The organism is Sphingomonas sp. OK281 (assembly GCF_900115295.1).
GTDB lineage: Bacteria > Pseudomonadota > Alphaproteobacteria > Sphingomonadales > Sphingomonadaceae > Sphingomonas.
Map to the genome: position 1 here is coordinate 138,261 of NZ_FOVZ01000003.1, position 24,795 is coordinate 163,055.

The 24,795-nt window shown below is 66.9% G+C and carries 20 protein-coding genes and 2 tRNA genes; 10 read left to right on the forward strand and 12 right to left on the reverse strand.

The annotated features are described in order from the left end of the window. Positions 1-52 precede the first annotated feature (52 nt). The 4 genes from BM244_RS12165 to BM244_RS12180 are packed head-to-tail and all read left to right on the forward strand — an operon-like array spanning position 53 to position 4,853. On the forward strand, positions 53-2,098 hold the full coding sequence (locus BM244_RS12165; protein WP_093399222.1) for an NAD(+) synthase: 2,046 nt from the start codon (positions 53-55) through the stop codon (positions 2,096-2,098). 54 nt (positions 2,099-2,152) lie between these two features. Continuing rightward, the gene (locus BM244_RS12170) at positions 2,153-3,013 is read left to right on the forward strand and encodes a CDP-alcohol phosphatidyltransferase family protein (protein WP_093399223.1); all 861 of its coding nucleotides are present in this window, start codon (positions 2,153-2,155) and stop codon (positions 3,011-3,013) included. Between the two features lie 15 nt (positions 3,014-3,028). Further along, on the forward strand, positions 3,029-4,120 hold the full coding sequence (locus BM244_RS12175) for an inositol-3-phosphate synthase (RefSeq protein WP_093399224.1): 1,092 nt from the start codon (positions 3,029-3,031) through the stop codon (positions 4,118-4,120). 1 nt (position 4,121) lies between these two features. Then, on the forward strand, positions 4,122-4,853 hold the full coding sequence (locus BM244_RS12180) for a phosphocholine cytidylyltransferase family protein (RefSeq protein ID WP_093399225.1): 732 nt from the start codon (positions 4,122-4,124) through the stop codon (positions 4,851-4,853). 84 nt (positions 4,854-4,937) lie between these two features. Here the strand turns inward: BM244_RS12180 and BM244_RS12185 are convergent, their stop codons facing one another. Both BM244_RS12185 and ettA read right to left on the reverse strand, forming a co-directional pair. Next, positions 4,938-6,131: a sensor histidine kinase gene (locus BM244_RS12185; RefSeq protein ID WP_093399226.1), complete on the reverse strand. Its 1,194-nt coding sequence runs from the start codon at positions 6,129-6,131 to the stop codon at positions 4,938-4,940. 5 nt (positions 6,132-6,136) lie between these two features. After that, complete coding sequence (gene ettA, locus BM244_RS12190) at positions 6,137-7,816, reverse strand: energy-dependent translational throttle protein EttA (RefSeq protein WP_093399227.1); 1,680 nt, start codon at positions 7,814-7,816, stop codon at positions 6,137-6,139. A gap of 103 nt (positions 7,817-7,919) precedes the next feature. Here ettA and BM244_RS12195 point away from each other — a divergent pair, with 103 nt between their 5' ends. The 3 genes from BM244_RS12195 to BM244_RS12205 all read left to right on the forward strand — a co-directional run bounded on the left by BM244_RS12195 (position 7,920) and on the right by BM244_RS12205 (position 9,941). Further along, on the forward strand, positions 7,920-9,323 hold the full coding sequence (locus BM244_RS12195) for a M20/M25/M40 family metallo-hydrolase (RefSeq protein ID WP_093399228.1): 1,404 nt from the start codon (positions 7,920-7,922) through the stop codon (positions 9,321-9,323). Between the two features lie 154 nt (positions 9,324-9,477). Continuing rightward, positions 9,478-9,744: a hypothetical protein gene (locus BM244_RS12200; protein WP_031393308.1), complete on the forward strand. Its 267-nt coding sequence runs from the start codon at positions 9,478-9,480 to the stop codon at positions 9,742-9,744. A gap of 121 nt (positions 9,745-9,865) precedes the next feature. After that, positions 9,866-9,941: transfer RNA gene (locus BM244_RS12205), tRNA-Ile, on the forward strand. 55 nt (positions 9,942-9,996) lie between these two features. On the opposite strand, the gene BM244_RS12210 is transcribed toward BM244_RS12205, so the two are convergent. From BM244_RS12210 to BM244_RS12230, 5 genes are all read right to left on the reverse strand, one after another. Then, the gene (locus BM244_RS12210) at positions 9,997-11,778 is read right to left on the reverse strand and encodes a DUF885 domain-containing protein (RefSeq protein ID WP_093399229.1); all 1,782 of its coding nucleotides are present in this window, start codon (positions 11,776-11,778) and stop codon (positions 9,997-9,999) included. Positions 11,779-11,801: 23 nt separating this feature from the next. Then, positions 11,802-13,916 (reverse strand): prolyl oligopeptidase family serine peptidase, encoded by a 2,115-nt coding sequence (locus BM244_RS12215; RefSeq protein WP_254784421.1) that lies wholly within the window; start codon positions 13,914-13,916, stop codon positions 11,802-11,804. A gap of 68 nt (positions 13,917-13,984) precedes the next feature. Further along, a complete protein-coding gene (locus BM244_RS12220) occupies positions 13,985-14,971 on the reverse strand; it encodes a DUF2891 domain-containing protein (protein ID WP_093399550.1) in 987 nt (328 codons plus the stop codon). Between the two features lie 30 nt (positions 14,972-15,001). Further along, positions 15,002-15,424: a YybH family protein gene (locus BM244_RS12225; RefSeq protein WP_093399230.1), complete on the reverse strand. Its 423-nt coding sequence runs from the start codon at positions 15,422-15,424 to the stop codon at positions 15,002-15,004. A gap of 7 nt (positions 15,425-15,431) precedes the next feature. Next, positions 15,432-17,105 carry an EAL domain-containing response regulator gene (locus tag BM244_RS12230; RefSeq protein WP_254784422.1) on the reverse strand — a complete coding sequence of 558 codons (1,674 nt, stop codon included), beginning with the start codon at positions 17,103-17,105 and terminating at the stop codon, positions 15,432-15,434. A gap of 124 nt (positions 17,106-17,229) precedes the next feature. Between BM244_RS12230 and moaA the strand changes: the two genes are divergently transcribed. The 3 genes from moaA to BM244_RS12245 all read left to right on the forward strand — a co-directional run bounded on the left by moaA (position 17,230) and on the right by BM244_RS12245 (position 19,182). Continuing rightward, positions 17,230-18,243: a GTP 3',8-cyclase MoaA gene (moaA, locus tag BM244_RS12235; protein WP_093399232.1), complete on the forward strand. Its 1,014-nt coding sequence runs from the start codon at positions 17,230-17,232 to the stop codon at positions 18,241-18,243. Beyond that, complete coding sequence (locus BM244_RS12240) at positions 18,240-19,019, forward strand: NAD kinase (protein ID WP_056062860.1); 780 nt, start codon at positions 18,240-18,242, stop codon at positions 19,017-19,019. Before moaA ends, BM244_RS12240 begins: the two co-directional genes overlap by 4 nt. An 88-nt stretch (positions 19,020-19,107) precedes the next feature. Continuing rightward, positions 19,108-19,182, forward strand: a tRNA-Asn gene (locus BM244_RS12245). A 119-nt stretch (positions 19,183-19,301) separates the two neighbouring features. On the opposite strand, the gene BM244_RS12250 is transcribed toward BM244_RS12245, so the two are convergent. The 5 genes from BM244_RS12250 to BM244_RS12270 all read right to left on the reverse strand — a co-directional run bounded on the left by BM244_RS12250 (position 19,302) and on the right by BM244_RS12270 (position 24,692). Beyond that, positions 19,302-19,829 carry a DUF3833 family protein gene (locus BM244_RS12250; protein ID WP_139226922.1) on the reverse strand — a complete coding sequence of 176 codons (528 nt, stop codon included), beginning with the start codon at positions 19,827-19,829 and terminating at the stop codon, positions 19,302-19,304. 128 nt (positions 19,830-19,957) lie between these two features. Continuing rightward, positions 19,958-22,330 (reverse strand): TonB-dependent receptor, encoded by a 2,373-nt coding sequence (locus BM244_RS23780; RefSeq protein ID WP_175518193.1) that lies wholly within the window; start codon positions 22,328-22,330, stop codon positions 19,958-19,960. A 144-nt stretch (positions 22,331-22,474) separates the two neighbouring features. Continuing rightward, a complete protein-coding gene (locus BM244_RS12260; protein ID WP_093399235.1) occupies positions 22,475-22,741 on the reverse strand; it encodes a hypothetical protein in 267 nt (88 codons plus the stop codon). Further along, positions 22,732-23,934 (reverse strand): glycosyltransferase, encoded by a 1,203-nt coding sequence (locus tag BM244_RS12265; protein WP_093399236.1) that lies wholly within the window; start codon positions 23,932-23,934, stop codon positions 22,732-22,734. Before BM244_RS12265 ends, BM244_RS12260 begins: the two co-directional genes overlap by 10 nt. After that, positions 23,931-24,692: a polysaccharide deacetylase family protein gene (locus tag BM244_RS12270; protein ID WP_254784450.1), complete on the reverse strand. Its 762-nt coding sequence runs from the start codon at positions 24,690-24,692 to the stop codon at positions 23,931-23,933. The genes BM244_RS12265 and BM244_RS12270 overlap by 4 nt, the downstream gene beginning before the upstream one ends. Positions 24,693-24,795: the final 103 nt, after the last annotated feature.

Consider the following 24,795-nt stretch of genomic DNA (forward strand, 5'->3'; position numbering starts at 1 on the left):
CGACGGGATCAAGCCGGTAGCGTGACGCAGCGCAGGCGTTTATCGGTGCGGCATGACGCATCCATTCTACGCGATCCATAGCCACGGGCTGATCCGGGTAGCCGCCGCGACGCCGCGGGCTTCGGTGGGAGATACCGGGGCCAATGCCGAGGCTACGATCGCCTTGGCGCGCGAGGCGGATGCGAAGGGCGTCGACCTCGTCGTGTTCCCGGAGTTGAACCTCACTTCCTACGCGATCGACGATCTGCATCTCCAGACCGCGCAGCAGCGCGCGACGCTGGCCGCGATCGCGACGGTGGTCGAGGCGAGCGCGACCGTGCGGCCGGTGCTGCTGGTCGGCGCGGCGCTGGTGCGGAACGGGCGGCTGTATAACTGCGCGCTGGCGATCGCACGCGGGCGGGTGCTGGGCGTGGTCCCCAAGACGTTCCTGCCCAATTACCGCGAGTTCTACGAAAAGCGCTGGTTCGCGAGTGGCGCGGGAATGACCGGACTGGCGATCGACCTAAACGGCGACGACGTGCCGTTCGGGACCGACCTGATCTTCGCCGCGCGCGACCTGCCCCGCTTCGTCTTCCATGCCGAAATCTGCGAGGATTACTGGGCCCCTACCCCGCCCTCGACTGCTGGTGCGCTCGCGGGGGCACTGATCTGCTGCAACCTGTCGGCGTCGAACATCGTGATCGGCAAGGCGCGCGATCGGGCGATGCTGGCGGCGGCGCAATCGGCGCGCGCGGTGTGTGCGTATGTCTATTCCGCCGCGGGACCGGGCGAGAGCACCACCGAAGTCGCGTGGGACGGCCAGGGACTGGTTCACGAACTCGGCGAACAGATCGCGGAGTCGGCGCGGTTCTCGACCGAGCCCGAATTGGTCGTCGCCGACGTCGACTGCGAACGGATCACACAGGAACGACTGAGGACCGGCACGTTCAACGATGCGGCCATGTTCGCCGGCAATCCCGAGACACGCTTCCGACGGATCGCATTCGATCACGCGCCGGTGCTCGCCGACAGCGGCCTCGAACGCGCGATCCGCCGGTTCCCGTTCGTCCCGAACGATCCTGCGCGGCGCGACGACGATTGCTACGAGGCGTTCAACATCCAGGTGGAGGCGCTGTCGAAGCGCCTCGTCTCTGCGCATGCCGAGACGATCGTGATCGGCGTGTCCGGCGGCCTCGACTCGACTCACGCGCTGATCGTCGCGGCGAAGGCCATGGACCGCCTCGGACGCCCGCGGACCAACATCCTCGGCTTCACCATGCCCGGCTTCGCCACCGGCGAAGGCACCAAGGCGAACGCCTGGGCACTCATGCGCGCGCTCGGCATTACCGCGGAAGAGATCGACATCCGCCCCGCCGCCACCCGGATGCTCGAAGACATCGGCCACCCCTTCAGCGAAGGCGAACCCGTCTACGACATCACCTTCGAGAACGTGCAGGCAGGCCTGCGCACCGATTACCTATTCCGCCTCGCCAACCAGCGGCGCGGGATCGTGCTTGGCACGGGCGATCTCAGCGAGATGGCGCTCGGCTGGTGCACCTACGGCGTCGGCGACCAGATGAGCCATTACGCGGTCAACGCTGGCGTGCCGAAGACACTGATCCAGTTCCTAATCCGCTGGTGTATCCGCACCGACCAGTATGACGCGGCGACCGACGACATCCTGGCGACGATCCTGGCGCAGGAGATTTCGCCCGAACTCGTACCGGCAGGCGCCGACGGCGCCTTGCAGAGCACCGAGTCGATGATCGGGCCGTATGCGCTGAACGATTTCTTCGCGCATTACGTGATCCGATACGGCCTGGCCCCGTCGAAGATCGCGTTTCTCGCCTGGCACGCGTGGCGCGACGCGAGCGTCGGCGCATGGCCGGAGGACCTGCCGGCTGATGCCCGCCTCGCCTACGACCTGCCGACGATCCGCCACTGGTTGGAGAAATTTCTCTACCGGTTCTTCACGACCAGCCAGTTCAAGCGGTCGGCGATGCCCAACGGGCCGAAGGTGTCGGCAGGCGGAGCGCTATCGCCGCGTGGCGACTGGCGCGCGCCGTCGGATGGGAGCGCCGCGATATGGCTAGAGGAATTGCGGTCAAGCGTTCCGTAAGGTCAGCCGCGCCACCTTGCATAAATCGCCCATCCGGCGCATTATGAAAATCCTATGACAGTGGCTCCACCGGATGGATCGCGCGATCGCCGGATCGAGATCCCATCTAATCTTTGGCTAATTCACCCGGCAGGCCGTGCGCTTTTGCCGCTTGCCTTGGCGCGTGGGATTTCCGCGAATTCCGTATCGGTGGCAGGGCTTTGCCTCGGTGGGGCAGCCGCGCTCGCCTACACGCAATGGGATAGCTGGGCGATCGCGCTGGTCGGTCTGGTGCTGTCGATGGGCTGGCTGATCGCCGACGGACTCGATGGCATGGTGGCACGCGCGACCAAGACCGCCAGCCCGCTCGGCCGCATGCTCGACGGGCTGTGCGATCACGGCGTGTTCGCGCTGATCTATATCTCGCTCGCGCTGACGATCGACACGCCCGAGGGATGGATCCTCGCCTTTGCCGCCGGTGGCGCACACGCGGTGCAGTCGAACATGTACGAAGGCGAGCGCTCGCGCTTCCATCGTCGCATCAAGGGCGTGGCACTCGAGGCTCCGCCCGTGCCGACCGGCAACGCGCTCGTCCGCTTCTACGACAGCGTTGCCAGCAGCATCGACCGGATCGCGATGCCGTTCGAGCGCACGCTGGGCCAGTCGGTCGATCCGGTCGCGCTTGGTACGCTATACGGTGCGCGCGCCGTCGCGCCGTTGCGCTTCATGGCCTTGCTTACCGCGAATGTCCGGGTATGGGCGATCTTCGTCGCCTGCTTCGCGGGCAATCCACGCATCTTCTGGTGGTTCGAGATCGTCCCTTTGACGCTCGTCGCCATCGTCGGGCTCGTCTGGCACCGTCGTGTCGAGCGGGCGTTCGTTCGTAATACTTCAGCAACGCGACCAAAGACCGCGTCGCGCATGCATCTTTCGTAAGGAACAGGGTCAGTAATGAATAGCATTCGGATCGCCGTGGTCGGCATCGGCAACTGCGCGAGCTCGCTCGTCCAGGGCCTCGAGCATTATCGCGAGGGGGCAAACGACCAGGTTGGCCTGATGCATTTCGATATGGGTGGCTACAAGCCGAGCGACATCAAGGTCGTCGCGGCCTGGGACGTCGATCGTCGCAAGGTCGGCAAGGACGTCGCCGAGGCGATCTTCGCCAAGCCCAACTGCACCGCGGTGTTCGCACCCAATGTCGGCAACACCGGCACGATCGTGAAGATGGGCAAGAAGCTGGACGGCGTCGCCGACCACATGGCCGACTTCAAGGACGACCGCACGTTCCTGATGTCCGACGCTGCCGAGCCGACCCGTGAAGAGGTCATCGCCGAGCTGAAGGCATCCGGCGCCGACGTTCTCATGAACTACCTGCCGGTCGGTTCGCAGGAAGCGACCGAATTCTACGCCGAGTGCGCGATCGAAGCGGGCGTTGCGTTCGTCAACAACATCCCCGTCTTCATCGCGTCGAACCCGGTCTGGGCGAAGAAGTTCGAGGACGCCGGCGTCGCGATCATCGGCGACGACATCAAGGCTCAGCTTGGCGCGACGATCGTCCACCGCGTGCTGACCGACCTGTTCGCCAAGCGCGGCGTGAAGCTGGATCGTACGTACCAGCTCAACACCGGCGGCAACACCGACTTCCTCAACATGTCGAACCATCGCCGCCTCGAGTCGAAGAAGATCTCGAAGACCGAAGCCGTGCAGTCGGTCGCGGCCGAGCGCATGGACGACGACAACGTCCACATCGGTCCGTCGGATTACGTGCCTTGGCAGAACGACAACAAGGTCTGCTTCCTGCGCATGGAAGGCCAGCTGTTCGGCGGCGTGCCGATGAACCTGGAGCTGCGTCTCTCGGTCGAGGACAGCCCCAACTCCGCAGGCGTCGCGATCGACATGATCCGTTGCGCCAAGATCGCCAAGGATCGCGGCATCGCCGGCGTGATCGATCCTGCCTCGGCCTATTTCTGCAAGCATCCGCGCACGCAGATGACCGACGATCTCGCGCAGATCGAAGTCGAGCGGTTCATCAAGGCCGCCTGACATGATCGATACGCCCCGGATCCAAACGGCGATCATCCTCGCCGCCGGGGAAGGCAGCCGCCTTCGCACCTCCGCCCCGTACAAGCCGCTCTGCGCGGTGGCGGGGCGGCCGTTGATCGCCCACGCGCTTGAGGGACTGGCGGAAGCCGGTTTTGCGCGGGCGATCGTGACGGTCAGCTATGGGCGCGAGGCGATCGAAGCGTATCTCGCGAGCCGGCGCTGGCCGCTGGCGGTCGAGACAGTGCTGGCGGATCACCGCGAACCCAACGGCGTCTCGGTACTGGCGGCGCGCGATGCACTGGCCGGTGACGAAGCGATTCTCGCAATGTGTGACCACCTCGTCAGCCCGGAACTCTATGCCCGCATGGCGAAAGCCTGCGCTGGCGGTGGTCTACGCCTCGGCATCGACCGGCGCCTTGGTCATGACTGGGTCGACCCGGAGGACGTTACCTGCGTCGCGACCGAGGGCGACCGCATCGTTGCGATCGGCAAGGGCCTCGAACCACACGACTGCTACGACACCGGCGTCTTCGCAATCGGCCCCGCGCTCTCTGACGCGCTGGCGACCTTGGCGAGCCCCTCGCTCACCGAAGGCGTCCGCCTGCTGGCCGCACAGGGTTTGGCCCGGATCGTGGATTGCAGCGACCTCGACTGGATCGACGTCGACGATGCCCCCGCGCTGGCGAAGGCCGAGGCTTGGATGGCGACCAAGGCGGATGCCGTCGCGGCATAAGCTACGGTTCTCCTGCGAACGCAGGAGCCCAGGATACCAAGCGAAACGCTCCTGACCCTGGACTCCTGCGTTCGCAGGAGAACACTAGACCGAAGCGTCTACCCGCGGATCGGGCACGTCCAGCGTCGCGCACGTCCCGACCGCCGCGTTCTCGATCGTCACCGTCCCGCGCAGCTGCCGCGCGAGGCTGCCGATCATCCGCATCCCAAGGCTTTTCCGCGATGCCGTCTTCAGGTCGAAGTCGGCCGGCAATCCACCGCCCTCGTCCGATACCGTCAGCACGATCCGCCCGTCCGCGCTCCGCACCGTGACCCAAATCACGCCGCCGTCGTCGCCATAGGCATATTTGATCGCGTTGGTGACCAACTCGGTGACCAGCAACCCCATCGGGATCGCCACGTCCGCGCTGATCAGGATCGCCTCGATATCGCAGTCGATCCGGTGGGTGAGCGATTGCTCCCCCAGCCCTGTCGCGATCCCGCAGACGAGGTCGTTCAGCGCGACGATGCCGACCTGATCGCCACGCCATAGCTGGTCGTGAGTCTGCGCGATCGCGGTGATCCGCGCCTGCGCGTCGCCCAGCAGCCGGCGGATCCGCGGATCGTCGTCCTCCTGCATCTGGAGGTTGAGCATCGCCGAGACCAGCGCGAGGCTATTTTTCACCCGGTGGCTGGCCTCCCGCGTGAGCAGTTCCTGATGCTCCATCGCCTCGCTCAACCGCTGCTCCGCCTGCTGCCGCTCGATCGCGACGCCGATAAGGTTCGCAAACCCCTGCATGAACGCGAAGTCGGCCGGCTCGAACTGGCCCTCATCGGGGCTGTCGACCTCGAGCACACCAAAGCGCTTGCCCGATGTCTCGACCAGCACGTTGATCGCGCGCCGGATATTGTGCCGCGCCATGAACTCGGGCGTGCGGAAGCGCTGTTCGTTCTCGAGGTGGTTCGAGATCACCGGCTGCCCGGTCTCCAACGCGAACCCCGCCGGCGACCCGAGATCGGTCCGCATCTCGGTCGACCCGACCACCCCCGGCTCCCAGCCGATGCCGGCACGCACCAGCAGCGTATCCTGCTCGGGACGATATTCGAGGAACTTGCAGTATTTCGACCGCATCCCCTCGCCGCACAATTCGGTCGCGCGCTGCAACATCGGCTGCAGATCCCGCGCCCGCAAAGCCTCGATCCCGAAATCGGCGAGGATCGACTGCTGGCGAAGACGATATTCGAGTTCGCCAGCAGCAGGCGCGGTATCACCGCCGGGAGAGTGTTCTACGACAGGCATCGTCCTCAGCGAGTCAGCTTCTTGTACGCCAGACGCGTAGGCCGATCGGCGGCATCGCCCATCCGGCGACGCTTGTCCTCCTCGTACGACGCGTAGTTGCCCTCGAACCACTCGACATGGCTGTCGCCCTCGAACGCGAGGATGTGCGTGGCCAGGCGATCGAGGAAGAAGCGGTCATGGCTGATGACCACCGCGCAGCCTGCGAACGTCTCCAGCGCCTCCTCGAGCGCACGCAGCGTCTCGACGTCGAGATCGTTGGTCGGCTCATCGAGCAGGAGGACGTTGCCACCCTCCTTGAGCATCTTGGCCATGTGGACGCGGTTGCGCTCACCGCCCGACAGCTGACCGACCTTCTTCTGCTGGTCCGGTCCGCGGAAGTTGAACGCGCCGACGTATGCGCGCGTGCCCATCTCCTGCTTGCCGAAGCGGAAGATCTCGAGCTCGTCGGAGATTTCCTGCCAGACGTTCTTGTTCGGATCGAGATCGTCGCGGCTCTGGTCGACATAGCCGAGCTTGACGGTCGAGCCGACCTCGATCGTGCCCTCGTCGGGCGTTTCCTGGCCGGTGATGAGCTTGAACAGCGTCGACTTGCCCGCGCCGTTGGGGCCGATCACGCCGACGATGCCGCCGGGGGGCAGCGTGAAGTCGAGGCCGTCGAACAACAGCTTGTCGCCGTACGACTTGGTCAGGCCCTTCGCCTCGATCACCTTGCCGCCGAGACGGGCTGGCAGCTGGATCAGGATCGCAGCCTTGCCGGCAACGCGGTTCTCCTGCTTCTCCATCAGCTCGTCGAATGCGCGGATACGCGCCTTCGACTTGGTCTGGCGTGCCTTGGGGGTCTGGCGCATCCACGCCAGCTCGTCGGCGATCGCCTTCTGCTTGCCGGCCTCTTCGCGCTCTTCCTGGCTGAGGCGCTGCGCCTTCTTCTCCAGATAGCCCGAATAGTTGCTCTCGTAGGTGTAATAGCGCCCGCGATCGAGCTCGAGCACCCAGTTGACGACGTTGTCAAGGAAGTAGCGGTCATGCGTCACGAGGATGACGTTGCCGGTATATTCCTTGAGGTAGTTCTCCAGCCACGACACGCTTTCGGCGTCGAGATGGTTGGTAGGCTCATCGAGCAGCAGGATCTGCGGCTTTTCCAGCAGCAGCTTGCACAGCGCGACGCGACGCTTCTCGCCGCCCGACAGGTTGGTGACGTCGGCGTCGCCCGGCGGGCAGCGCAGGGCTTCCATCGCTTGTTCGAGCTGGCTGTCGAGCGCCCAGCCATCGACCGCGTCGATCTTGGCCTGAAGCTCGCCCATCTCTTCCATCAGTGCGTCGAAGTCGGTGTCGTCCTGCGGATCGCCCATCTCGGCCGAGATCGCGTTGAACCGGTCGACGAGGTCCGCGACCGGACGCACGCCGTCCTTGACGTTGCCCATGACGTCCTTAGTCGGATCGAGCTGAGGCTCCTGCGCCAGATAGCCGACGTTGACGCCTTCTGCGGCCCAGGCTTCGCCAGTGAAATCGGGATCCATGCCGGCCATGATCTTCATCAGCGTCGACTTGCCCGAACCGTTCGGGCCGATGATCGCGATCTTCGCCGACGGGATGAACTGCAGGTGTATGTTGTTGAGAACGGGCTTGTTGGCACCGGGGAAGGTCTTCGACAGACCCTTCATGACGTAGGTATACTGGACGGCCATGTGGGTGCCGAGCTCCGTTCTGAATAAAGGCGGGATTTGACGTGCGCAGATAGCGATGCGGCGGGCCGTTGGCAAACGGGGAGCGCCGACATACGCTGCCCCGATGATGAAACGCACCCTGCTCGCGGCGCTGGCCGCCTCCGCCCTCACCTCTCCTCTGTCGGCGCAGCGTACCGCCGCCCCGGCAACCGCGGTCGACGCCAAGGTCGCAGCACTCCGTGACAAGGCGCTGACCGACGATACGGCGTACAAGATCGTCGAGGGGATCACGACCGAGGTCGGCCCGCGGATGACCGGTACCGAAGCGGCACCGCGGGCGCGCGCCTGGTCTGTGGCCAAGCTGAAGGCGCTGGGGTTCAAGAACGTGCGGATCGAGCCATACCAGCTGCCGGTCTGGTCGCGCGGTACGGAGAGTGGCGAGTTGGTCGCCCCCTATGCGCAGACGCTGCATCTGGTCGGCCTCGGCAATTCGGGTGCGACGCCGCCGGGCGGGCTGACCCTGCCGATCGTGTATTTCGCGACGTACAACGACCTTGCGCTCGCCGCTGACGGCAGCCTGAAGGGCAAGATCGCCTTCGTGTCGAACGCGATGCAGCCGACCCAGGACGGGTCGAGCTATGGATCGCAGGGCACCGCGCGCTTCGTCGGACCGAACGTCGCCGCCAAGAAGGGCGCGGCGGCGATCGTGATCCGGTCGATCGGCACCGATCACGGCCGCGGGCCGCACGCGGGCAACACCAATTTCGAAGCGGGCGTGACGCCGATCCCCGCGGCGGCACTGTCGGTCGCGGACGCCGAGCATGTCGAGCGGCTGGTGAAGCTCGGCAAGCCGGTGACGCTGAAGCTGGTGCTTCAGGACAAGCAGGCCGGGATGCAGGAATCGGGTAACGTCGTCGCCGAGGTTCCGGGCACCGATCCCAAGGCGGGCATCGTGCTGGTCGGTGGCCATCTCGACAGCTGGGATCTCGGCACCGGCGCGATCGACGATGGCGCAGGCATCGCGATCACCGCGGCCGCTGCCAAGATCGTCATGGACGGCGGCCAGCGCCCACGTCGCACCATCCGCGTCGTCTGGTTCGGCGACGAGGAGAGCGGTGGCTTCGGCGGGCTCGCTTACGCCAAGGCACATGCGGGCGAGCGTCACGCGACTGCCGCCGAATCGGACTTCGGCGCCGATCGCGTCTGGCGGTTCGAAAGCAGCCTGCCAGCAGCCGCCAAGCCCATCGAGGATCGCCTGGCCGTCGCACTCGCGCCGCTCGGGATCATCCGAGGCAACGACGCCCCGCACGGTGGCACCGATGTCGGCCCGACGATCGCCACGGGGGTAGCCGGAATCGACCTCAACCAGTCGGGCCTGCGCTACTTCGATTACCACCATACGCCCGAGGATACGCTGGATCGGATCGACCCCGAACAGCTCCGCCAGAACGTCGCGGCGTGGACCGCGATGATCGCCACGGTGGCCAATGCCCCCGAGGAAATCGGGCCAATCGTGCTCCAAAAGTGACCAGTCGCAGCAACCTAAACGTCATCGTTCTGCCGCAAACCTTGCGGAGAGATGAATTTAGCGGATTGACCGCCCGCCGGGGGCCGCTATTTGACGGGACTTCGCGACGGCAATCGGGTCGGCCGCGAGTGAAACTATGCTTGGGAGCATTCGAATGAAGAAGATCGTTCTGATCGCTGCTGCCGCCGGCCTGATGTCCGTCGCAGCCTGCAGCAAGTCGCCAGAAGCCGCCGCAGTTGAGAACAACGCGGACATGCTGGCTGACAACATGGAAATGCAGGCTGACAACATGGACGCCATGGCGGACAACACCTCGAACGCAGTCGCTACCGACGTGCTCGAGAACGCTGCCGACAACATGAACGCAGCTGCCGACAACGTCCGTGACGCTGCCGACGAGAAGACCGACAACATGAACTAAGACGCTGTCGGGCGTTCGCGCTCGATAGAGTATTAGTGTCGGAAAGGGCGTTCCTTCGGGAGCGCCCTTTTTCTTTGTGTCTTTTGCTTTGCAGATGCTTGCGCTAACGCAGGCGCCGGTGGGGCCTGTAGCTCAACGGTTAGAGCTGGCCGCTCATAACGGCTAGGTTGCGGGTTCGATTCCTGCCGGGCCCACCAACCCCTCTTCTCGGCGCCGCCCGGAGCGCAACCCGCTCCGAGCGACGATTTGGCCTCAGTCGATCGGCAGGTCGAACAGCAGTTCGCGGACGTAGCGCACCGGCGGCGAACCATGCGCGAGCAGCGCGTCGTTGTAGCGCTTGAGATCGAACGCCCCGCCCTGCCGCTTCTTGGCCTCTTCCCGAAGCGCCATGTGCTCCGAATAGCCCGTGAAATAGCTCAGCAATTGCGTCGAGCCGAGCGAGGCGCGGACCCACTTCCCGGCCGCCTCGCGCTCCTGCTGGAACGCGGTGTGCGTCATCAGCTGCATCGCCTGCTCGCGCGTCATACCTTCGGTGTGGATGCCGATGTCGAGCAGCGAGTTCGAGATAGAGCGCAGCCGCATCTTGAGCACGGTCAGCTTGAACAGCGGATCGCCGTTCAGATAACCTTCGTCCGCCATCATACCCTCGGCATAGACCGCCCAGCCCTCCACGAACGGCCCCGAGCCAAGCACCGCGCGCAGCGTAGACTGAGTCGCGTTGGCGTGCGCGAGCTGGAGATAATGCCCCGGCATCGCCTCGTGCACCGCGAGATCGTGGATCATATAGTCGTTATATTCGCTCAGGAACGAGGTCGCCTGCGCCTCGGTCCAGTCGTCAGGGATCGGCGAGACGGCGAAGAACGTCCCGAGATTCTTCTCCAACGGGCCCGGCGAATCGCAGTACGCGACGGCGACGCCCTGCTGGAACTTGGGCATCGTGATGATCTTCACCGGGCTGTCGGGCATGCCGACGAGGCCCTTCTCGCGAACGAACGTCGTCGCCTGCGCCAGTGCCTTGGTTGACGCATCGATCATGCCGTCGCGTGGCGGACGCTTGGCGTAGGTGAGTTCGAGCGCGAGCTGGATGCCCGCCTGTTGCTGCGCTTCGGACGGCTTTTCGGGCAGCAGCATGGCACCCGGCTTGGCGCCGAAGATCTGGCGCGCGATCGCGTACATCTGCGCGCGCGTGTCGACGATCGCAGCCTGCGCGCGGCGCTTGATCTCGGTGCGCGTGAGGTCGGATTGCAGCGCGAAGCCGAGCTTCTTGTCGTAGAGCGCCGCCCCCAGCCGAAAGTCGCCCTTCGCGCCGGGCACGAGCGTCTTGTCGAGCCAGACCTGATGCTCGGCGACCGCTGCCTTCAGTTTGACGAGCGCGGCGTCGAACCGCTTGGCGTCCGCTGCCGACAGTTCGCTTTTGTGCGGTGCGAGCATGCTCTCGGCGATCTCGACGATGCCGCTGTTCTGCTTCGCCACGGTCGTCGCGTAGATCGACGGTACGCGCGCCACCACGATGTTCGCGCGCGCCTGTGCCAGCAACGCAGGGAGCGCCGCCATCCGCGCGGTCGCCGCGTTCAGCCGCTGCGGCCATGGCGCGAAATCGCGTGCGGCGAGCGAGTAGAGCGAGCTGCCGGCGATGTCGTTATAGACCTGCGGATCCCACGCCCACCCGCCGAGCGTCTCGGTATCCCAGATGTCGTAGCGCAGCGCATTGTCGAGCAACGCCGCATCGACCTGCTCCTCGCGCGACAGGGCTTTGCGATCGATCCGCTGGAGATCGGCCAGCATCGCCTTCGAGAACGCCTCACGCTTGGCGCGCCCCGCGGCGGACATGTCGGTGATCTGCGCGTCGAACCGGTGATCGCCGAGCGACGTCGCCGACGAAGGGTTCAGCCGCGCCAGGCCGTCGACATAGCGCTTCGACACCGACGCGAACGCCGACGTCTCACCGGCCTGCGCGGCCAGCACGGGCGCCGGGATCGACGAGACGGGCAGCGCCAGGATCGCGGCGCCGAGCAACAGACGGAAGTTACGCATGGTCTAATTCCTGACGATCAGCGCTATGGAGCGGTGCCGAGTTGAGTGTTGAGATAGACGGTGACGAGCGCGGCGCGCTTGGCGTCCTCGATCTTGTCGGCACCTGCCGCGTGGCCGCCTTCGGGGTTCTCGTAATAGAAGAACGGGTCGCCATATGCCTCCAGCCGCGCGGCGAATTTGCGCGCGTGGCCGGGGTGGACGCGGTCGTCCTCGGTCGAGGTGTAGATGAACGGCGTCGGGTATTTCACGTCGCGCTTCAAATTCTGGTACGGCGAATATTGCGAGATGAACGCCCAGTCCGCGGGCTTGTCCGGATCGCCATATTCGCCGATCCACGATGCGCCCGCCGACAGGTGCGAATAGCGCTGCATGTCGAGCAGCGGCGATCCCATCACGATCGCGCCGTATAGATCGGGACGCTGCTCCATCGCGACGCCGACCAGCAAGCCGCCGTTCGACCGCCCCGACACCGCGATCTTCCGTTTTGCGCTGACGCCGGTCCGCACCAGATCGTCGCCGACCGCGTGGAGATCGTCATACGCTTTTTGCCGGTTCTCGCGCAGCGTCGCCTGATGCCAGCGCGGACCGTATTCGCCGCCGCCACGGATGTTGGCGAGCACGAACGCGTTGCCTTCCTCGACCCAGAACAGGCCAGCCGGCCCTGAGCGATAGGGCTGGTCGACCAGATAGGTCGGCGTCTGCGCATTGCGGAACCCGCCATAAGCGTGGACCAGCGCAGGCACCGGGCCGGTCGTGCCCTTCTTGCGTACCAGGAAATACGGAATCTTCGTGCCATCCTTCGACGTCGCGAACCGCTGCTCCACCTGCATCGTCGATGCATCGAAGCGCGCGGGCAGCGTGTCGACCGTCACCGGCTTGGCATCGGGACGGACGGCGTAGAGCGCGGGCGGGCTGAGGAAGCTCTCGACCACCGCGAAGGCGACGTCGTCCTTGCCTGCGGTCGCCTCAAGATGGATCGTCGACGCGGTCGGCAACGCCGCGACGCCTTGCGTCCAGACGCCGTCCGCGCCGCGCGTCAGCGACACGAGCCGGCCCGAGACGTCGTCGAGCATCTTCACCCACAAGACCGACTTGCTCGAATCGACCTGCTCCACCGCCTGCGTCGCGGTCGGCACCAGCACGCGCTCGATCGTCGGCGCGCGGCCTGCCAGCACGCCGGCAATGGAATACGCGATCACCGACCCGCTCGGAATGCCGCGCCAGTCGGACGCAAGCGTCGCGATCAGGCGACCGTCGAGAACGGTATTCACGACCGCATCGTCGGGCAGCGGCGACGGCACCAGCCGGCCGTCATCGGCGATGTGGCTGCGCCTGGAATGGAAGAAGTCGACGTTGCGGGAGACCAGCGCATAGCGGCGATCGCCTTCGGTGAAGACGTCGGTCTCGATCCCGACATCGTCCGGCGTCGCGCTCGTGACGATCGTTGCCGCGGCAAGCGGCGTGCCGCGCTGCCACCGCTTGACGGTCCGCGGATAGCCCGACTTGGTGAGGCTGTCGGGCCCGAAATCGGTCGCGACATACAGCGCGTCAGGCCCGGCCCAGTTCAGCCCGGTCTTGAAGCTCGGCACGACGAAACCGTCGGTCACGAACTTGCCCGAGGGAATATCGAACTCGCGCTCGACCACCGCATCGCCGCCGCCGTTCGACAGTTCGACCATGCAGCGATCGTAGGACGGCGCGCGGCATATCGCGCCCTTCCACACCCAGCTCTTGCCCTCCGCCTTGCCGAGCGCATCGACATCGATCAGCGTCCGCCATACCGGCTTGCCGCTGGTGAACGACGCGAGCGACGCGACTCGCCACAGGCCGCGCACGTTCGTCTTGTCCTGCCACAGGTTCAGCACCTGATCGCCGAGGATCTGGTCGGGCGTCGCGATCTGGCGATCCGCCTGCAACAGGTCGAGCGCGCGCTGGCGGTAGCGGGCATAGCCGGGCTTGGCTTCGAGCGCGGCAAGCGACCGCGTGTTCCACCGCTTGACGGTATCGAGCGCACGCGTGCCGTGGATGTCCTCGAGATACTGGTTCGGATCGGCGGCGGGAGGCGGAGCCGAATTCTGGGCCAGCGCGGTCGTGGAAAGGGCCAGCAAGGCCAGGAACGGCAAGCGTCTTTGCATCATCACTCTCTTTTCGTTCGATGACGCGACCTTAGGCTGCCGGGTCCGCTGCGCCACCCCTTCTCTTCAGTTCATTCGGCCTCCAGCGCGAGCAGCGCGAACGTCGCCAGCCAATGCTCGCCCATGTAGTCGTCCGCGAGATGCGGCAGCGCCTCGGCCAGGTGCGCATCGGCGATCGCACGCGCGGCGGCAGGATCAGGCAGCGCGTCGGCGATCGTCCGCCAGCACCACGCGCGCGACAGGTTCACGCCGTCGAGATGCGCGAGGCGTCCGTCGGATCGGTCGCTGACGATCGCGGGAGAGCGCAGGCACGCAGTCGCCGGACCGAACGGATCGGGCAGGAACGCCGCCAGCCACGGCGCGAACTCGGCGGCCAGCACGTCCTTCATCAACGCCGCCTCGCACAGCGTTGCGGACAGAAAATCCTCCCCGCTCGGCTCGAACGGGCGGCAGTCGCGATCGTCGCCAAACCAGTCCCGCGCGCGCGCCTCGATCAAGGCGACCAACGACGCGTCGTGCGTCCGCCCCCAGCGCAACGCGTGGACGAGCGCGAATGCGGTGCAGTCATGCTTGCCGCTCCGCACCGGATAGATCAGCTTGGGCAGATACGCCGCAAACCGCGCGGCGAACGCGCGCGCCAATGGCTCTACCGCCGCCGCCCAAGACCGCTCCGGTCGCTGCGCCAGCTCGTCATGCAGCGCGAGCAGCCATCCCCAACCATAAGGCCGCTCGAACCCGGCCGTGCCCGGCCGCTCGAGATACGCCACCTCGCCCGCGATCAGTGCGGGGACGAGCATCCGGTCCGCCAGCGCCTCGACAGCGGCGGCTTCCGGCATATCGGGATACAGCCGCGCGAGGCGCATCACCTGCCACCAGCCGTGCACGCAGCTATGCCAGTCGAAACTGCCGTAAAACACCGGATGCAGCGTCTTCGGCAGCGCCAGGTCGCCGGGCCCGTCGAGGACCTGGTCGAGCTTGTATGGCCATTCGCGGGTCAGATGCCCCAGCGTCAGCGCGGCAAATCGCGCCGCCGTCGCGCGGTCGAGCCCATTAGTCATCGCATCGTCCTCGTGATCGCGCTGCACCCGTCAACTGCTGTGGTCGGCAATGATCCGCCACGCATTGTCCCGCCGCTCGAACACCAGCGTAGTCATCCCGCTTTCGGTGGTCGACGGCCCGGTCAGCGTCCAGCGCGCGAACAGCATCGCGTGACGCGGATCGATCCCGCGCATCTCCAGGAACGCGAACGAGAGCGCACCCCGCGCATTGCCGTCACCGCGAAAGCTCGGCCGGTATTTGGCGGAGATCGCCGCCTTGCCGCGCAACAGCCCCTTCGGCGTCACGAACACCGCATCGTCCGCATACACCGCCATGAACCGCGCGAGATCGCCCGCATTCCAGCCCGCCGCGCTCGCACCCATCGCCTGGCGGATCGCGGTTTCAGCTGGCGTCTGCGCCACGGCAGGGGTGGCGACGAGCATCGCGACCGGCAGGATCAGGGCACGCATCATTCTGGCATCACTCCCGCGTCATCAGTTCGAGCAAGACCGGCTCGGTCACCGCCTCGGACATCAGGAACCCCTGGTACAGGCTGCACCCCGCAGCGGCGAGCAGTTCCAACTGTGCCGGCGTCTCCACGCCCTCCCCGACCACGACCAGGCCGAGCGACCGCGCCATCGTGATCGCGCCGGCGACCACCACCCGGTCCCGCGCACTGCCGTCGATATCGCGCACCAGCGACTTGTCGATCTTGACGTAGTCGAGCGGCAGCGACTTCAGATAGGCAAGGCTCGAATAGCCCGTGCCGAAGTCGTCGATCGCCACCCGGCACCCCGCTCCACGCAATTCCGCCAGCAACGTCGACGCCGCCGCGAGGTCCTCGATCAATCCTGTCTCGGTGATCTCGACCGTCAGCCTTCCCCGCGGAAACCCGCTCTCGTCGATCCGTGCGAGAAACAGCGCGGCGAACCCCGGCCGGGTGATATCCGCCGCGGTCAGGTTCAGCGATACCCGCAACGTCCCCAGCGCTTCCGGCCACGCCACCGCACGCGCCAGCACCAGCCGCTGGATATGGTCCGACAACGCGATCCCCAGGTCGGCCCGGTCGGCGGCATCGAACAACGTATCCGCGCCGAGCGGTCCCAGCGTCCGGTGGCTCCAGCGCGCCAGCGCCTCGACCCCCGTGATCTTGCCGCTCGCGATCTCGACCTGCGGCTGCCAGCGCAGGTCGATCTCGTCGCGTTCGATCGCATGGTGGAGGTCGATCGCCAGCGCGTCGATCGGCGCGACGCCGTCGGGCAGCGCGACGTGCAGCACCGATCCGTCGCTCGCCTTCGCTTCCGCCAGCGCCTCGCTCGCCCGGCGCAGCAACGCCGCCGCATCGTCGCCCGGCTGGCGCTGTGCCACCCCGAAGCGACAGCCAAGCACGGCGCGCGTATCCGCCACCGCGAACGGCCGCGCGAGGGCGGCATCGAGCGCGGTGATCGCCGCCGTCACCGCCGCCCCGGCCGCCTCGATCACCAGCACGAACTCCGACCCGCCGAGCCGCGCGACCATCGCATCGACGCCGATCGCTTCGCGCGCGACCGTTTCCGCGCGCAGCACCGCAGCCTCGATCAGCCCGTCGACAGCGGGTCGGCCATGCGCTGCGTTGACGATATCCAGCCGCGACAGCGCGACGAGCACCACCGCGACCGGCCGCTCCTCGGCGATCCGCCCGACGATCCAGCGCCGCGCTTCGCCGGTCTCCCTGTCATATTGCGACGCACCCGGTATCCCGCGCCGGTCGATCGCGCCGCCGGATGCACGCGCGGCATGCCGCCCCGCGAACCGCAATGCCTGAACGAGTTCGCCTTCGCTCGCCGGGCTGGCCAGGAACTGGGTCGCGCCCGCATCGAAGAATTCGCCGATCGCCTCGACGTCACCGCGCGACACCAGCACCAGCAATGCCGCACCGTTGGTGGCAACGAACCCGCCCAGCCTGCGCGTCGCCGACAGTCCCTCGTCGAGGGCGCCGCGCGCATCGATCAATGCCACTGCGGCACCGCTTGCCAGGAAGCGGCTTTCCAATCCGTCGGCGTCGCCAGCGACCGCCGCCTGCCACCCTGCACCGGCGCCTGCGTTCGCTAAAATCTCCGTGATCTCATCACGTTGACGGAACGATACCGCGAACAGCGTCGTTGCGATCTGCATGTCTTCCATATCCGTCGCACCTCGCTCGATCGGTGCGAGCCTAGCCGCCGTATCGCCGCGCGCCAATCCAGTACCAGCCGATCCGGCCTTGTTAGTGGGACAGTCACGTCCTAGCTCGGAACAGATGACGATCGCGCCCACCCTCGAGCAAAAACCGCTGCGCGATACGCATGGTCGCACGATCAAGTATCTGCGGATTTCGGTGACCGATCGCTGCGACCTGCGCTGTCGCTACTGCATGTCCGAAAAGATGACGTTCCTGCCGCGCAGCAAGTTGCTGAGCCTCGAAGAGATCGCGATCATCGCCGAGCGCTTCATCGCACGCGGGGTGACCAAGATCCGCCTTTCGGGTGGCGAACCGCTGGTGCGTCGCGACGTCGCCGAACTCGTCCAGCGTCTCGGCCACAATATCGGCTCGGGCCTGGAAGAACTCACGATGACCACCAACGGCACGCGCCTCGCGCAGCATGCCGAGGCGATGGTCGATGCCGGTATCCGTCGCGTCAACGTCAGCATGGACAGCCGCGATCCCGATCGCTTCCGCTACATCACCCGCCACGGCGATGTGTCGCAGGTGATCGACGGCATCTACGCCGCGCGTGACGCCGGCCTCGCGATCAAGATCAACATGGTCGCGCTGAAGGGCTTCAACGAGGACGAGATCGCGCCGATGCTCGCCTGGTGCCGCGACGAGGGGTTTGACCTGTCGCTGATCGAGACGATGCCGCTCGGCGCGATCGACGAGGACCGCACCGATCGCTTCCTGCCCCTGACCAAGGTCTTCGAGGATCTCGGCCAACAGTTCACGCTCGCCCGCGACGCGCACAAGACCGGCGGCCCCGCGCGCTACTGGAACGTCGACGGCACGAGGACCCGCCTGGGCCTCATCTCGCCGCTGACCGCCAATTTCTGCGACGGCTGCAACCGCGTCCGCCTGACCACCGAGGGCAAGCTCTACATGTGCCTCGGCCATGACGATCAGGTCGACCTGAAGGCGGCACTGCGGGAAGGCGGCACCGCCGGCCTCGACGAGGCGATCGACGCCGGCCTGTTCGCCAAGCCCAAGGCGCACGACTTCCGCATCGGCCAGGGCGAAGGCCCGGCGGTCGCGCGCCACATGAGCGTCACCGGCGGATGAGCCGATACGAGCGGCGGGCGCTGGTCGCGTCCAACACCCCGCCTGCTCGTGCCGCCGAAGCGGAACTCGCCGACATGGGCGAGTGGGTGCCCGTCGAAGATGCAGACGTCATCATCGCGCTCGGCGGCGACGGGTTCATGCTGCAGACGCTGCATACGATGCTGGAGCGCCGCAAGCCGCCCGTCCCCGTATTCGGAATGAACCTCGGCACCGTCGGCTTCCTGATGAACGAATGGCGCCACCACGGCCTCACCGACCGGCTGGAGCGCGCGAAACCCTTCAAGGTCATTCCCCTCAGCATGACCGCGATCGGCGTCGATGGCCGCACGCACACCCTCCCCGCGATCAACGAGGTCTCGTTCCTGCGCGAGACGCGGCAGACCGCCAATCTCGAAGTGACGGTGAACGACCGCGTCGTCCTCGCCGAACTCGCCTGCGACGGCATCCTCGTCGCGACACCGGCCGGCTCGACCGCGTACAATCTCTCCGCACACGGCCCGATCCTGCCGCTCGGCTCGGGGATGGTCGCACTGACTCCGATCAGCCCGTTCCGCCCACGCCGCTGGCGTGGTGCCATCCTGCCCGACAAGGCGCGCATCCGCATCCGCGTACTCGACCCCGGCAAGCGCCCCGTCTCCGCAGTCGCCGACCAACGCGAGATCCGCGACGTGGCGCAGGTCGACATCTGCATGGACCGCGCCCGCGAACTGACGCTGCTGTTCGATCCCGAGCACGCGCTCGACGACCGCATCACGATGGAACAGTTCGTCGCCTGAACGCGGTTTATCGCGGACTTTGCATTTTTGCGGCGAAACCTGCTTGCATCGTCCGACCGGCCGTTTATAGAGCCGCCTCCGGCAACGTTCCCTGATAGCTCAGCGGTAGAGCTCTCGACTGTTAATCGAGTGGCCGTAGGTTCGAATCCTACTCAGGGAGCCACCGACACCATGATGACGGTGTCGCTGTTGCACGATGAAAATCACCTCCTCGAACCTGCTGCGAAGCTACCGAGCTTCGATATGCGCGCGCCCTCCGATGGTTCGCGTGGCAAGGCTACGTCACGGTAATTTCCTGATGGTTTCGTCGAGCGTCGCGACGACGATGCCGATCTTGCGGACGATCATGTGGTTCTGCGCCACCCGGCCATCCGGCGACAAGGTCAGCCACTGGTCTACCCGCATCCCGCCGGACATCGGGAATGCAAGGTGCAGTCGGTTGCCCTCGACGTCGCCTGCCACCGGTCCGGATGCATCGGTCAGCGTCCCGGTATAGCGGCCGTTCCCCAGCGGCCGGATCCGCCATTGCCGGTCGCGCGCGGGTTTGCCCGGCTGCTCGATATGTTGGTCGAGGTTGAGCGTACCGTCGGCATCGAGCGTGCCGACGCTGGAGACATGCGTCGTGGTCGCGCCGCTCATCACGACCTTCAACGTACCGACCCCGTCGAGCCGCCCGGCGAAAAATCGCTCGGCGACGAACGGCGGCGTCGCTGCGATCGCGTCGGCACGAGCCGCCGGCGGTCCCGCGGCACAGGCGGATAGCAGCATGAGCGCTGAGCACGAGACATGGATCGGACGGAGAAACGGCATGCGCAGGTCTTTCGGTACCACCGAGGCAAGGTGCGCGGCGGCACGATCAACAACCCCGCGTGATCGCTTTCGGTCCCAAAGCGACAGCGATCGTTCCTCCTGGGCCGGGCTGGTCGCCCTTGCCCCGATCAGAACCCTAGCCGCACGCCGAGCGTGACCGCCCTCGGCCGCACCGGGACGGTCTGCGTCGTCGTCGCGAGCGTGAAGGGGTTGCCGAAGCCGAAGCTGTTGCCGCGACTGTCGAACAGGTTGGTGACGTCGATCGACCAGCGCGCCGCACCATGCGTGATCGCGCCCCCCAGATCCGCCGTCGCGTACCGCCCTGCCGGCCGATCGAGCAACGGATCGAAGCTCAGGCGGGTACGGCCGGTGTAGCGCGCGGTCGCGTAGACCGAGGCCGGCAGCCTGAACAGCATGAGCGTGCGGGTCGCCCCGACATGCCCCGATATGTCCGGGACGACGGGAAGCCGTCGATCGTCGCGATCGAGGTTCGTGGCGGACGACGCGGACGTCAGCCGTGCGCGCTGCAATGTCCCGCCGAACTCGATCGCCGTCGATGCCACCGTGTAGTCGCCACCGAACTCGACGCCGTAATTGACCGCATTGCCCGCATCGACGGTTCCCAGCAGTCCGTCGGACCCGACGGTATCGCTGCGAAGATGCTCCCAGGTCGATCCGAAGACGGCGCCGTGCAGGTTGAGCCGATCACCGGCAAGGCGGAGACGCCAGCCGAGTTCGAGGCTTTGCAGTTCGTCGCCGGGAATGCGCGCCTCGTTCGGTGCGGCCGTCCGGCTGATCGCGACCGGCCGGACCGCACTGGCATAGCGCAACCAGATCAGGCCGAGATCGTCGCGATGCCAGCTCAGCGTCGCGCTCGGCGTGACGCCCAGCTGGTCCGCGTCCTCGCGATCGGGGCCCTGTTGCTCGAGCCGGCTCGACGTCAGGAAACCGCGCAGGCCGAGCTTGAAATCGAGCGCGCTGTTCAGGCGCTGCGTTCCTTCGGCGAACAGCGCGACGTCGGTGACGTCCTCTTCGTCCCGTCGCGCGGCGACCGTGCCTATCCCGTCCACGGGTACGAAGCGGCCTTGCAGACGGCTGGTCGAATGCAGGATCGTGGCGCCGATCAGCCAGGGATGGCGCGCCGTCGGGTCGCTCAGGCGGATCTCCTGCGACAGGAGCTGTGCGGAGCGATCCTCGACATAGGCAAGCGGCGCCGACACGCCGAGCGACGGCGCCACGATGCTCGCGTCGTACGTGCTGCCGAACTCCTGGTCGACATACGCCGTGGTCGCCTGCACGTCGAGCTTGCCGAGCGGCCCTCGCAAGGTGAGTGCACCCGATGTGAAGTCGTTGTCCTGCGGCTCGGCGATGCGGGTCGCGCGGGTCAGGCCGCTGGTCGCATATTGACTGTCGCGTGCGTCGATCCGCTGCGCGACGCCGCTCAACGTCGCCGACCACCCCTTGCCGATCATCCAGCGCAGCGCGGCGCGACCGCCGACGCGGTGCGTGCGATTGACGTTGCTGCGGTTCCGCTCGGTGTCGTCGATCCAGCCGGGCATCGTCTCGTCCCAGCCGGATACGCGCAGGGCCAGGGCGCCCGTGACGATCGGCACGTTGACGGTCCCCTCGACTGCGCCGCCGATGCCGCCATTGCCGACGCCGACCCCATCGACGCCGATATCCCCCGATGTCCGGGTCAGATCGGGGGCCACCGTCACGGTACGCACGACGCCGCCTAGCGCCCCGGTGCCATATAGCGTGCCCTGTGGTCCTCGCAGCACCTCGACGCGCTGGACGTCGACCAGCCGCAGGTCGGGATCGGGCGACGCATAGCCGATCCGCACGTCGTCCAGGAACAGGCTGACGAGCGACTGGCTGGTCCCGTTGAACGCGCTGTCGGCGACCCCGCGCAGGAATATGCGATCGCGACCCGGTCCCAGATTGGTCGAAAACGCGCTATCGGTCGCCGCCATGACGTCGGTCAGGCCGCGACGCCGCGCCAGCCGATCGAGCGTCGCCCCGTCCTCGATGCTGATCGAGCTGGTGAAATCGGACAGTCGCTCGTCGCGCTTGCTCGCTATGACGATGATATCGTCGCCTGCACCGGCCGGTGGCGTCGGACGGATCGCCACGCGCGGCGCCTCGACGGGTATCGGTTCGATCCGCCACGTCGTCTGGTCGAGCCGCACGGCGCGCAACGCGGTGCCGCGCAGCAATTGCCGTAGGATGTCGGCCGTATCCGACCCGCGATCGATCCGTTTCACCTGCAGATGGGGCAAAGCGCCCGCCATGCCGATCGATATGCCGGTTTGCCGCGCGAGCGCATCCAGCGCCGACCGCAACGTGCCCGCCGGGATCGTGATCGCGCGCTGGGGCGTCGTCGGATCGGCGAGCACGGGCGACGACCAGATCGCCCCCATTGCCGCGCCCATGATCGACGCCGCGCGCACGTATCGCCACGACCGCGCTACATCGTTCCATGCACCGCGACCTGCTACCAATCTTCCACACCCCGCAAAAGCGTCGCCTCGCCGTCGGTTAGTTCAGCATCGACGGGCTGTCCGCATATCGCGGGACAGCGAGGACGACCAGCGTCAATGGCGTGCGGTCATGTCGATCGAGGCATCGGGTCCGCGTGGCGGTGATCAGGGCTCGCCGCGGCGTCGCGCCTCGAACGTCCAGCCCCAGGCCCGGACGACGGTGGCGGACAATGTGAGCAGCGCCCAGGCTGGCATCGCCAGGTAGAAGACCGGGCACGTCCAGGCGGATCGTTTTGCCGCCAGCGCGTCGACGATCCGTCCGTCGCCGCTGAAGTCGCACGGCCCGGATGTCGCACGCGGTGGCACGGCGGGCTGCGCATCGAACGGTGGATCGGCGACCTCCGCCAAGGGGAAGATCGCGCTTAGCGACATGCCGCGTCCTTCCCAGCGTCGCCCTCGCCGGCGTACAGCGCGAGCAGGGCATTGAAATGGTCGTCCATCGTCCGAACCGGCCGTGCACGTTTCGGCAGTCCGGCTGGGCGCGCGATCCGGGATGCCGACCGCGCGCGTGCCACCGACAAGATCGCTTCGGCGGCGTCCGGGGCGTCGCCCGCGCGGTACATGACGCCATCATTCTTGCGGGCGAGGTCGGCGGCGCCGCCGCGGTCGGGCACGATCAGCGGCAGGCCGGAGGCGATCGCTTCGGCGGCGACGAAGCAGAAGGTCTCCGCCTCGCAGCCGTGGATCAATGCGTCCGCGCTCGCCATCATCCGCGCCAGTCCCGCCCGGTCGGTGGTCGGTTCGAGCAACCGGACATGCGGGTTGCCGTCGATCGCGTCGATCACCGGCCGCTGTCGCGAGCCGCCGCCGACGATCACCAGCCCGACCGGCGCCCGCGCGCCCGCCAGCGTCGCCGCCTGCGCGACCATCGGCCAGCGCTTCTCGGGCGCGTGACGCCCGACGCCGATCAACAACAGCGCATCCTCCGGCAGGCCGCATACCGCCAGCATCTCCGCCCGCGCCGCGGGATCGCGCAGGGTCGGCGAGAACTGCCCCGGCTCGACCCCCATTGGATCGGTCGTCACCTTGCGCAGCCCGCCTTCGCGCAACCGCGTGGTCAGGCTGTCGCTCGCGCTGACCACCAGGTCGAACCGGCTGTCGAGGCGGCGCAGGTGCCGCCAATACCAGTCGAACGCGCGATCGACCGCCTGCGTCGAGGCGATGCCCTCGAACCAGCGATAGGCATAGGCGGACAGCGGATCGGCATGCGCGATCAACGACAGCCGGGCGCGCGCTTGCCGGGTCTCACGCCAGTCCGCCACCATCGACGCGCTACGCCACGGCGACGAGACCTCGACCAGGTCGGCATCCTCCTCGTCGAGCACCCGGTGCAGCTCCTGGCGGTCCGCGAAGTACCGGTAGGAGCGATCGAGCGGAAAGCGTGGCGAGCGGACCCAGCGGATTCGCGCATGCGGCCCGCGCCGTTCCTCGCCGTCATGCTCGCCGGGCGCGACGACGACCATCTCGTGACCGCGCTCGGCGACCGCGACCAGCTTGCGGTCGACATAGGTCCGCACGCCGCCGCCGCTGGGGGTGTAGAAGGCGCAGACATCGACGATCTTCATGATGCACTCCCCTCGTACGCCGCTGCCGCCCCCCCGGGCAGCAGATCGGCATAGCGTCCGACCGCGCGCCGGGCCGACAGCGACCGGACGGTTCGCTCGATACTCGTCATCAACGACTCCTTCGTGACGTCGCCGGGGTGGACCGCGATTCGCAGCGTCGGCAGCCAATCGGGCAATGCGCGCGCCGCCGCCGCGACCGCGAGCGAACTCGCCGTCCGCGCGGTCGATCGACTGGCCCAGGTGACCACGGGGCCACGCGCGACGATCTGGTCGGTCGCTGGCCGCCAGACCCGGAAATGATCCTCCGCCAGCGCGAAATCGCAAGCCTTCAGCGCCGCCCTGGCGCCCGCCCCATACAGCCAGGCCGGCGCGATGAACCCCGCGACCGGACCGCCGATCGCGGTCTCGACCACGTCGCGGCCCCGGCGCATCCGGTATTCCGCCTCGTCCGCACCGAGCCCGAGAAACTCGCCTTCGCCCGCGGTCATGTAGCGGGACTTCATCATCGCCGCCGTGCTCTGGTGATCGGTCGTATCGCGGTGGAACCAGCCGTGGAGGAACATCTCGACGCCGGCATCGGCCCAGCGGCGCAGGCGACGCGCGAAAGCGGGCGCCCGGTCGAGCGGCGCCGCACCCCAGTGATCCGGCACCACGAGCATCGCGAACCGCGGCCCGCCGAGGATATCCCCGAGCATATCCGCCAACCGATCGATCGGCTCGGCAAACGCGGGCGAAACGTCGTGGATCGACACGAGCAGCCGCCGACCGTCCGCAGGAGCTGCCGATCGCCGCGTAGCGGGCGGGACGAGCCCTGAAGGCGAGCATCCCGGTGCGCAGTGTCGTGCCGCCGCAACGGAATCG

What these genes read in the sequence shown, in the direction of transcription:
- BM244_RS12175 (WP_093399224.1), top strand. Translation starts at nt 3,029, where the DNA reads ATGAATAGCATTCGGATCGCCGTGGTCGGCATCGGCAACTGCGCGAGC.
- ettA (WP_093399227.1), bottom strand. Translation starts at nt 7,816, where the DNA reads ATGGCCGTCCAGTATACCTACGTCATGAAGGGTCTGTCGAAGACCTTC.
- BM244_RS12265 (WP_093399236.1), bottom strand. Translation starts at nt 23,934, where the DNA reads ATGAAGATCGTCGATGTCTGCGCCTTCTACACCCCCAGCGGCGGCGGC.
- BM244_RS12185 (WP_093399226.1), bottom strand. Translation starts at nt 6,131, where the DNA reads ATGCCTGTCGTAGAACACTCTCCCGGCGGTGATACCGCGCCTGCTGCT.
- BM244_RS12225 (WP_093399230.1), bottom strand. Translation starts at nt 15,424, where the DNA reads ATGATGCGTGCCCTGATCCTGCCGGTCGCGATGCTCGTCGCCACCCCT.
- BM244_RS12165 (WP_093399222.1), top strand. Translation starts at nt 53, where the DNA reads ATGACGCATCCATTCTACGCGATCCATAGCCACGGGCTGATCCGGGTA.
- BM244_RS12170 (WP_093399223.1), top strand. Translation starts at nt 2,153, where the DNA reads ATGACAGTGGCTCCACCGGATGGATCGCGCGATCGCCGGATCGAGATC.
- BM244_RS12240 (WP_056062860.1), top strand. Translation starts at nt 18,240, where the DNA reads ATGAGCCGATACGAGCGGCGGGCGCTGGTCGCGTCCAACACCCCGCCT.
- BM244_RS12220 (WP_093399550.1), bottom strand. Translation starts at nt 14,971, where the DNA reads ATGACTAATGGGCTCGACCGCGCGACGGCGGCGCGATTTGCCGCGCTG.
- BM244_RS12215 (WP_254784421.1), bottom strand. Translation starts at nt 13,916, where the DNA reads ATGATGCAAAGACGCTTGCCGTTCCTGGCCTTGCTGGCCCTTTCCACG.
- BM244_RS12230 (WP_254784422.1), bottom strand. Translation starts at nt 17,105, where the DNA reads ATGCAGATCGCAACGACGCTGTTCGCGGTATCGTTCCGTCAACGTGAT.
- BM244_RS12250 (WP_139226922.1), bottom strand. Translation starts at nt 19,829, where the DNA reads ATGCCGTTTCTCCGTCCGATCCATGTCTCGTGCTCAGCGCTCATGCTG.
- BM244_RS12195 (WP_093399228.1), top strand. Translation starts at nt 7,920, where the DNA reads ATGATGAAACGCACCCTGCTCGCGGCGCTGGCCGCCTCCGCCCTCACC.
- BM244_RS12260 (WP_093399235.1), bottom strand. Translation starts at nt 22,741, where the DNA reads ATGTCGCTAAGCGCGATCTTCCCCTTGGCGGAGGTCGCCGATCCACCG.
- BM244_RS12200 (WP_031393308.1), top strand. Translation starts at nt 9,478, where the DNA reads ATGAAGAAGATCGTTCTGATCGCTGCTGCCGCCGGCCTGATGTCCGTC.
- BM244_RS12180 (WP_093399225.1), top strand. Translation starts at nt 4,122, where the DNA reads ATGATCGATACGCCCCGGATCCAAACGGCGATCATCCTCGCCGCCGGG.
- moaA (WP_093399232.1), top strand. Translation starts at nt 17,230, where the DNA reads ATGACGATCGCGCCCACCCTCGAGCAAAAACCGCTGCGCGATACGCAT.
- BM244_RS12210 (WP_093399229.1), bottom strand. Translation starts at nt 11,778, where the DNA reads ATGCGTAACTTCCGTCTGTTGCTCGGCGCCGCGATCCTGGCGCTGCCC.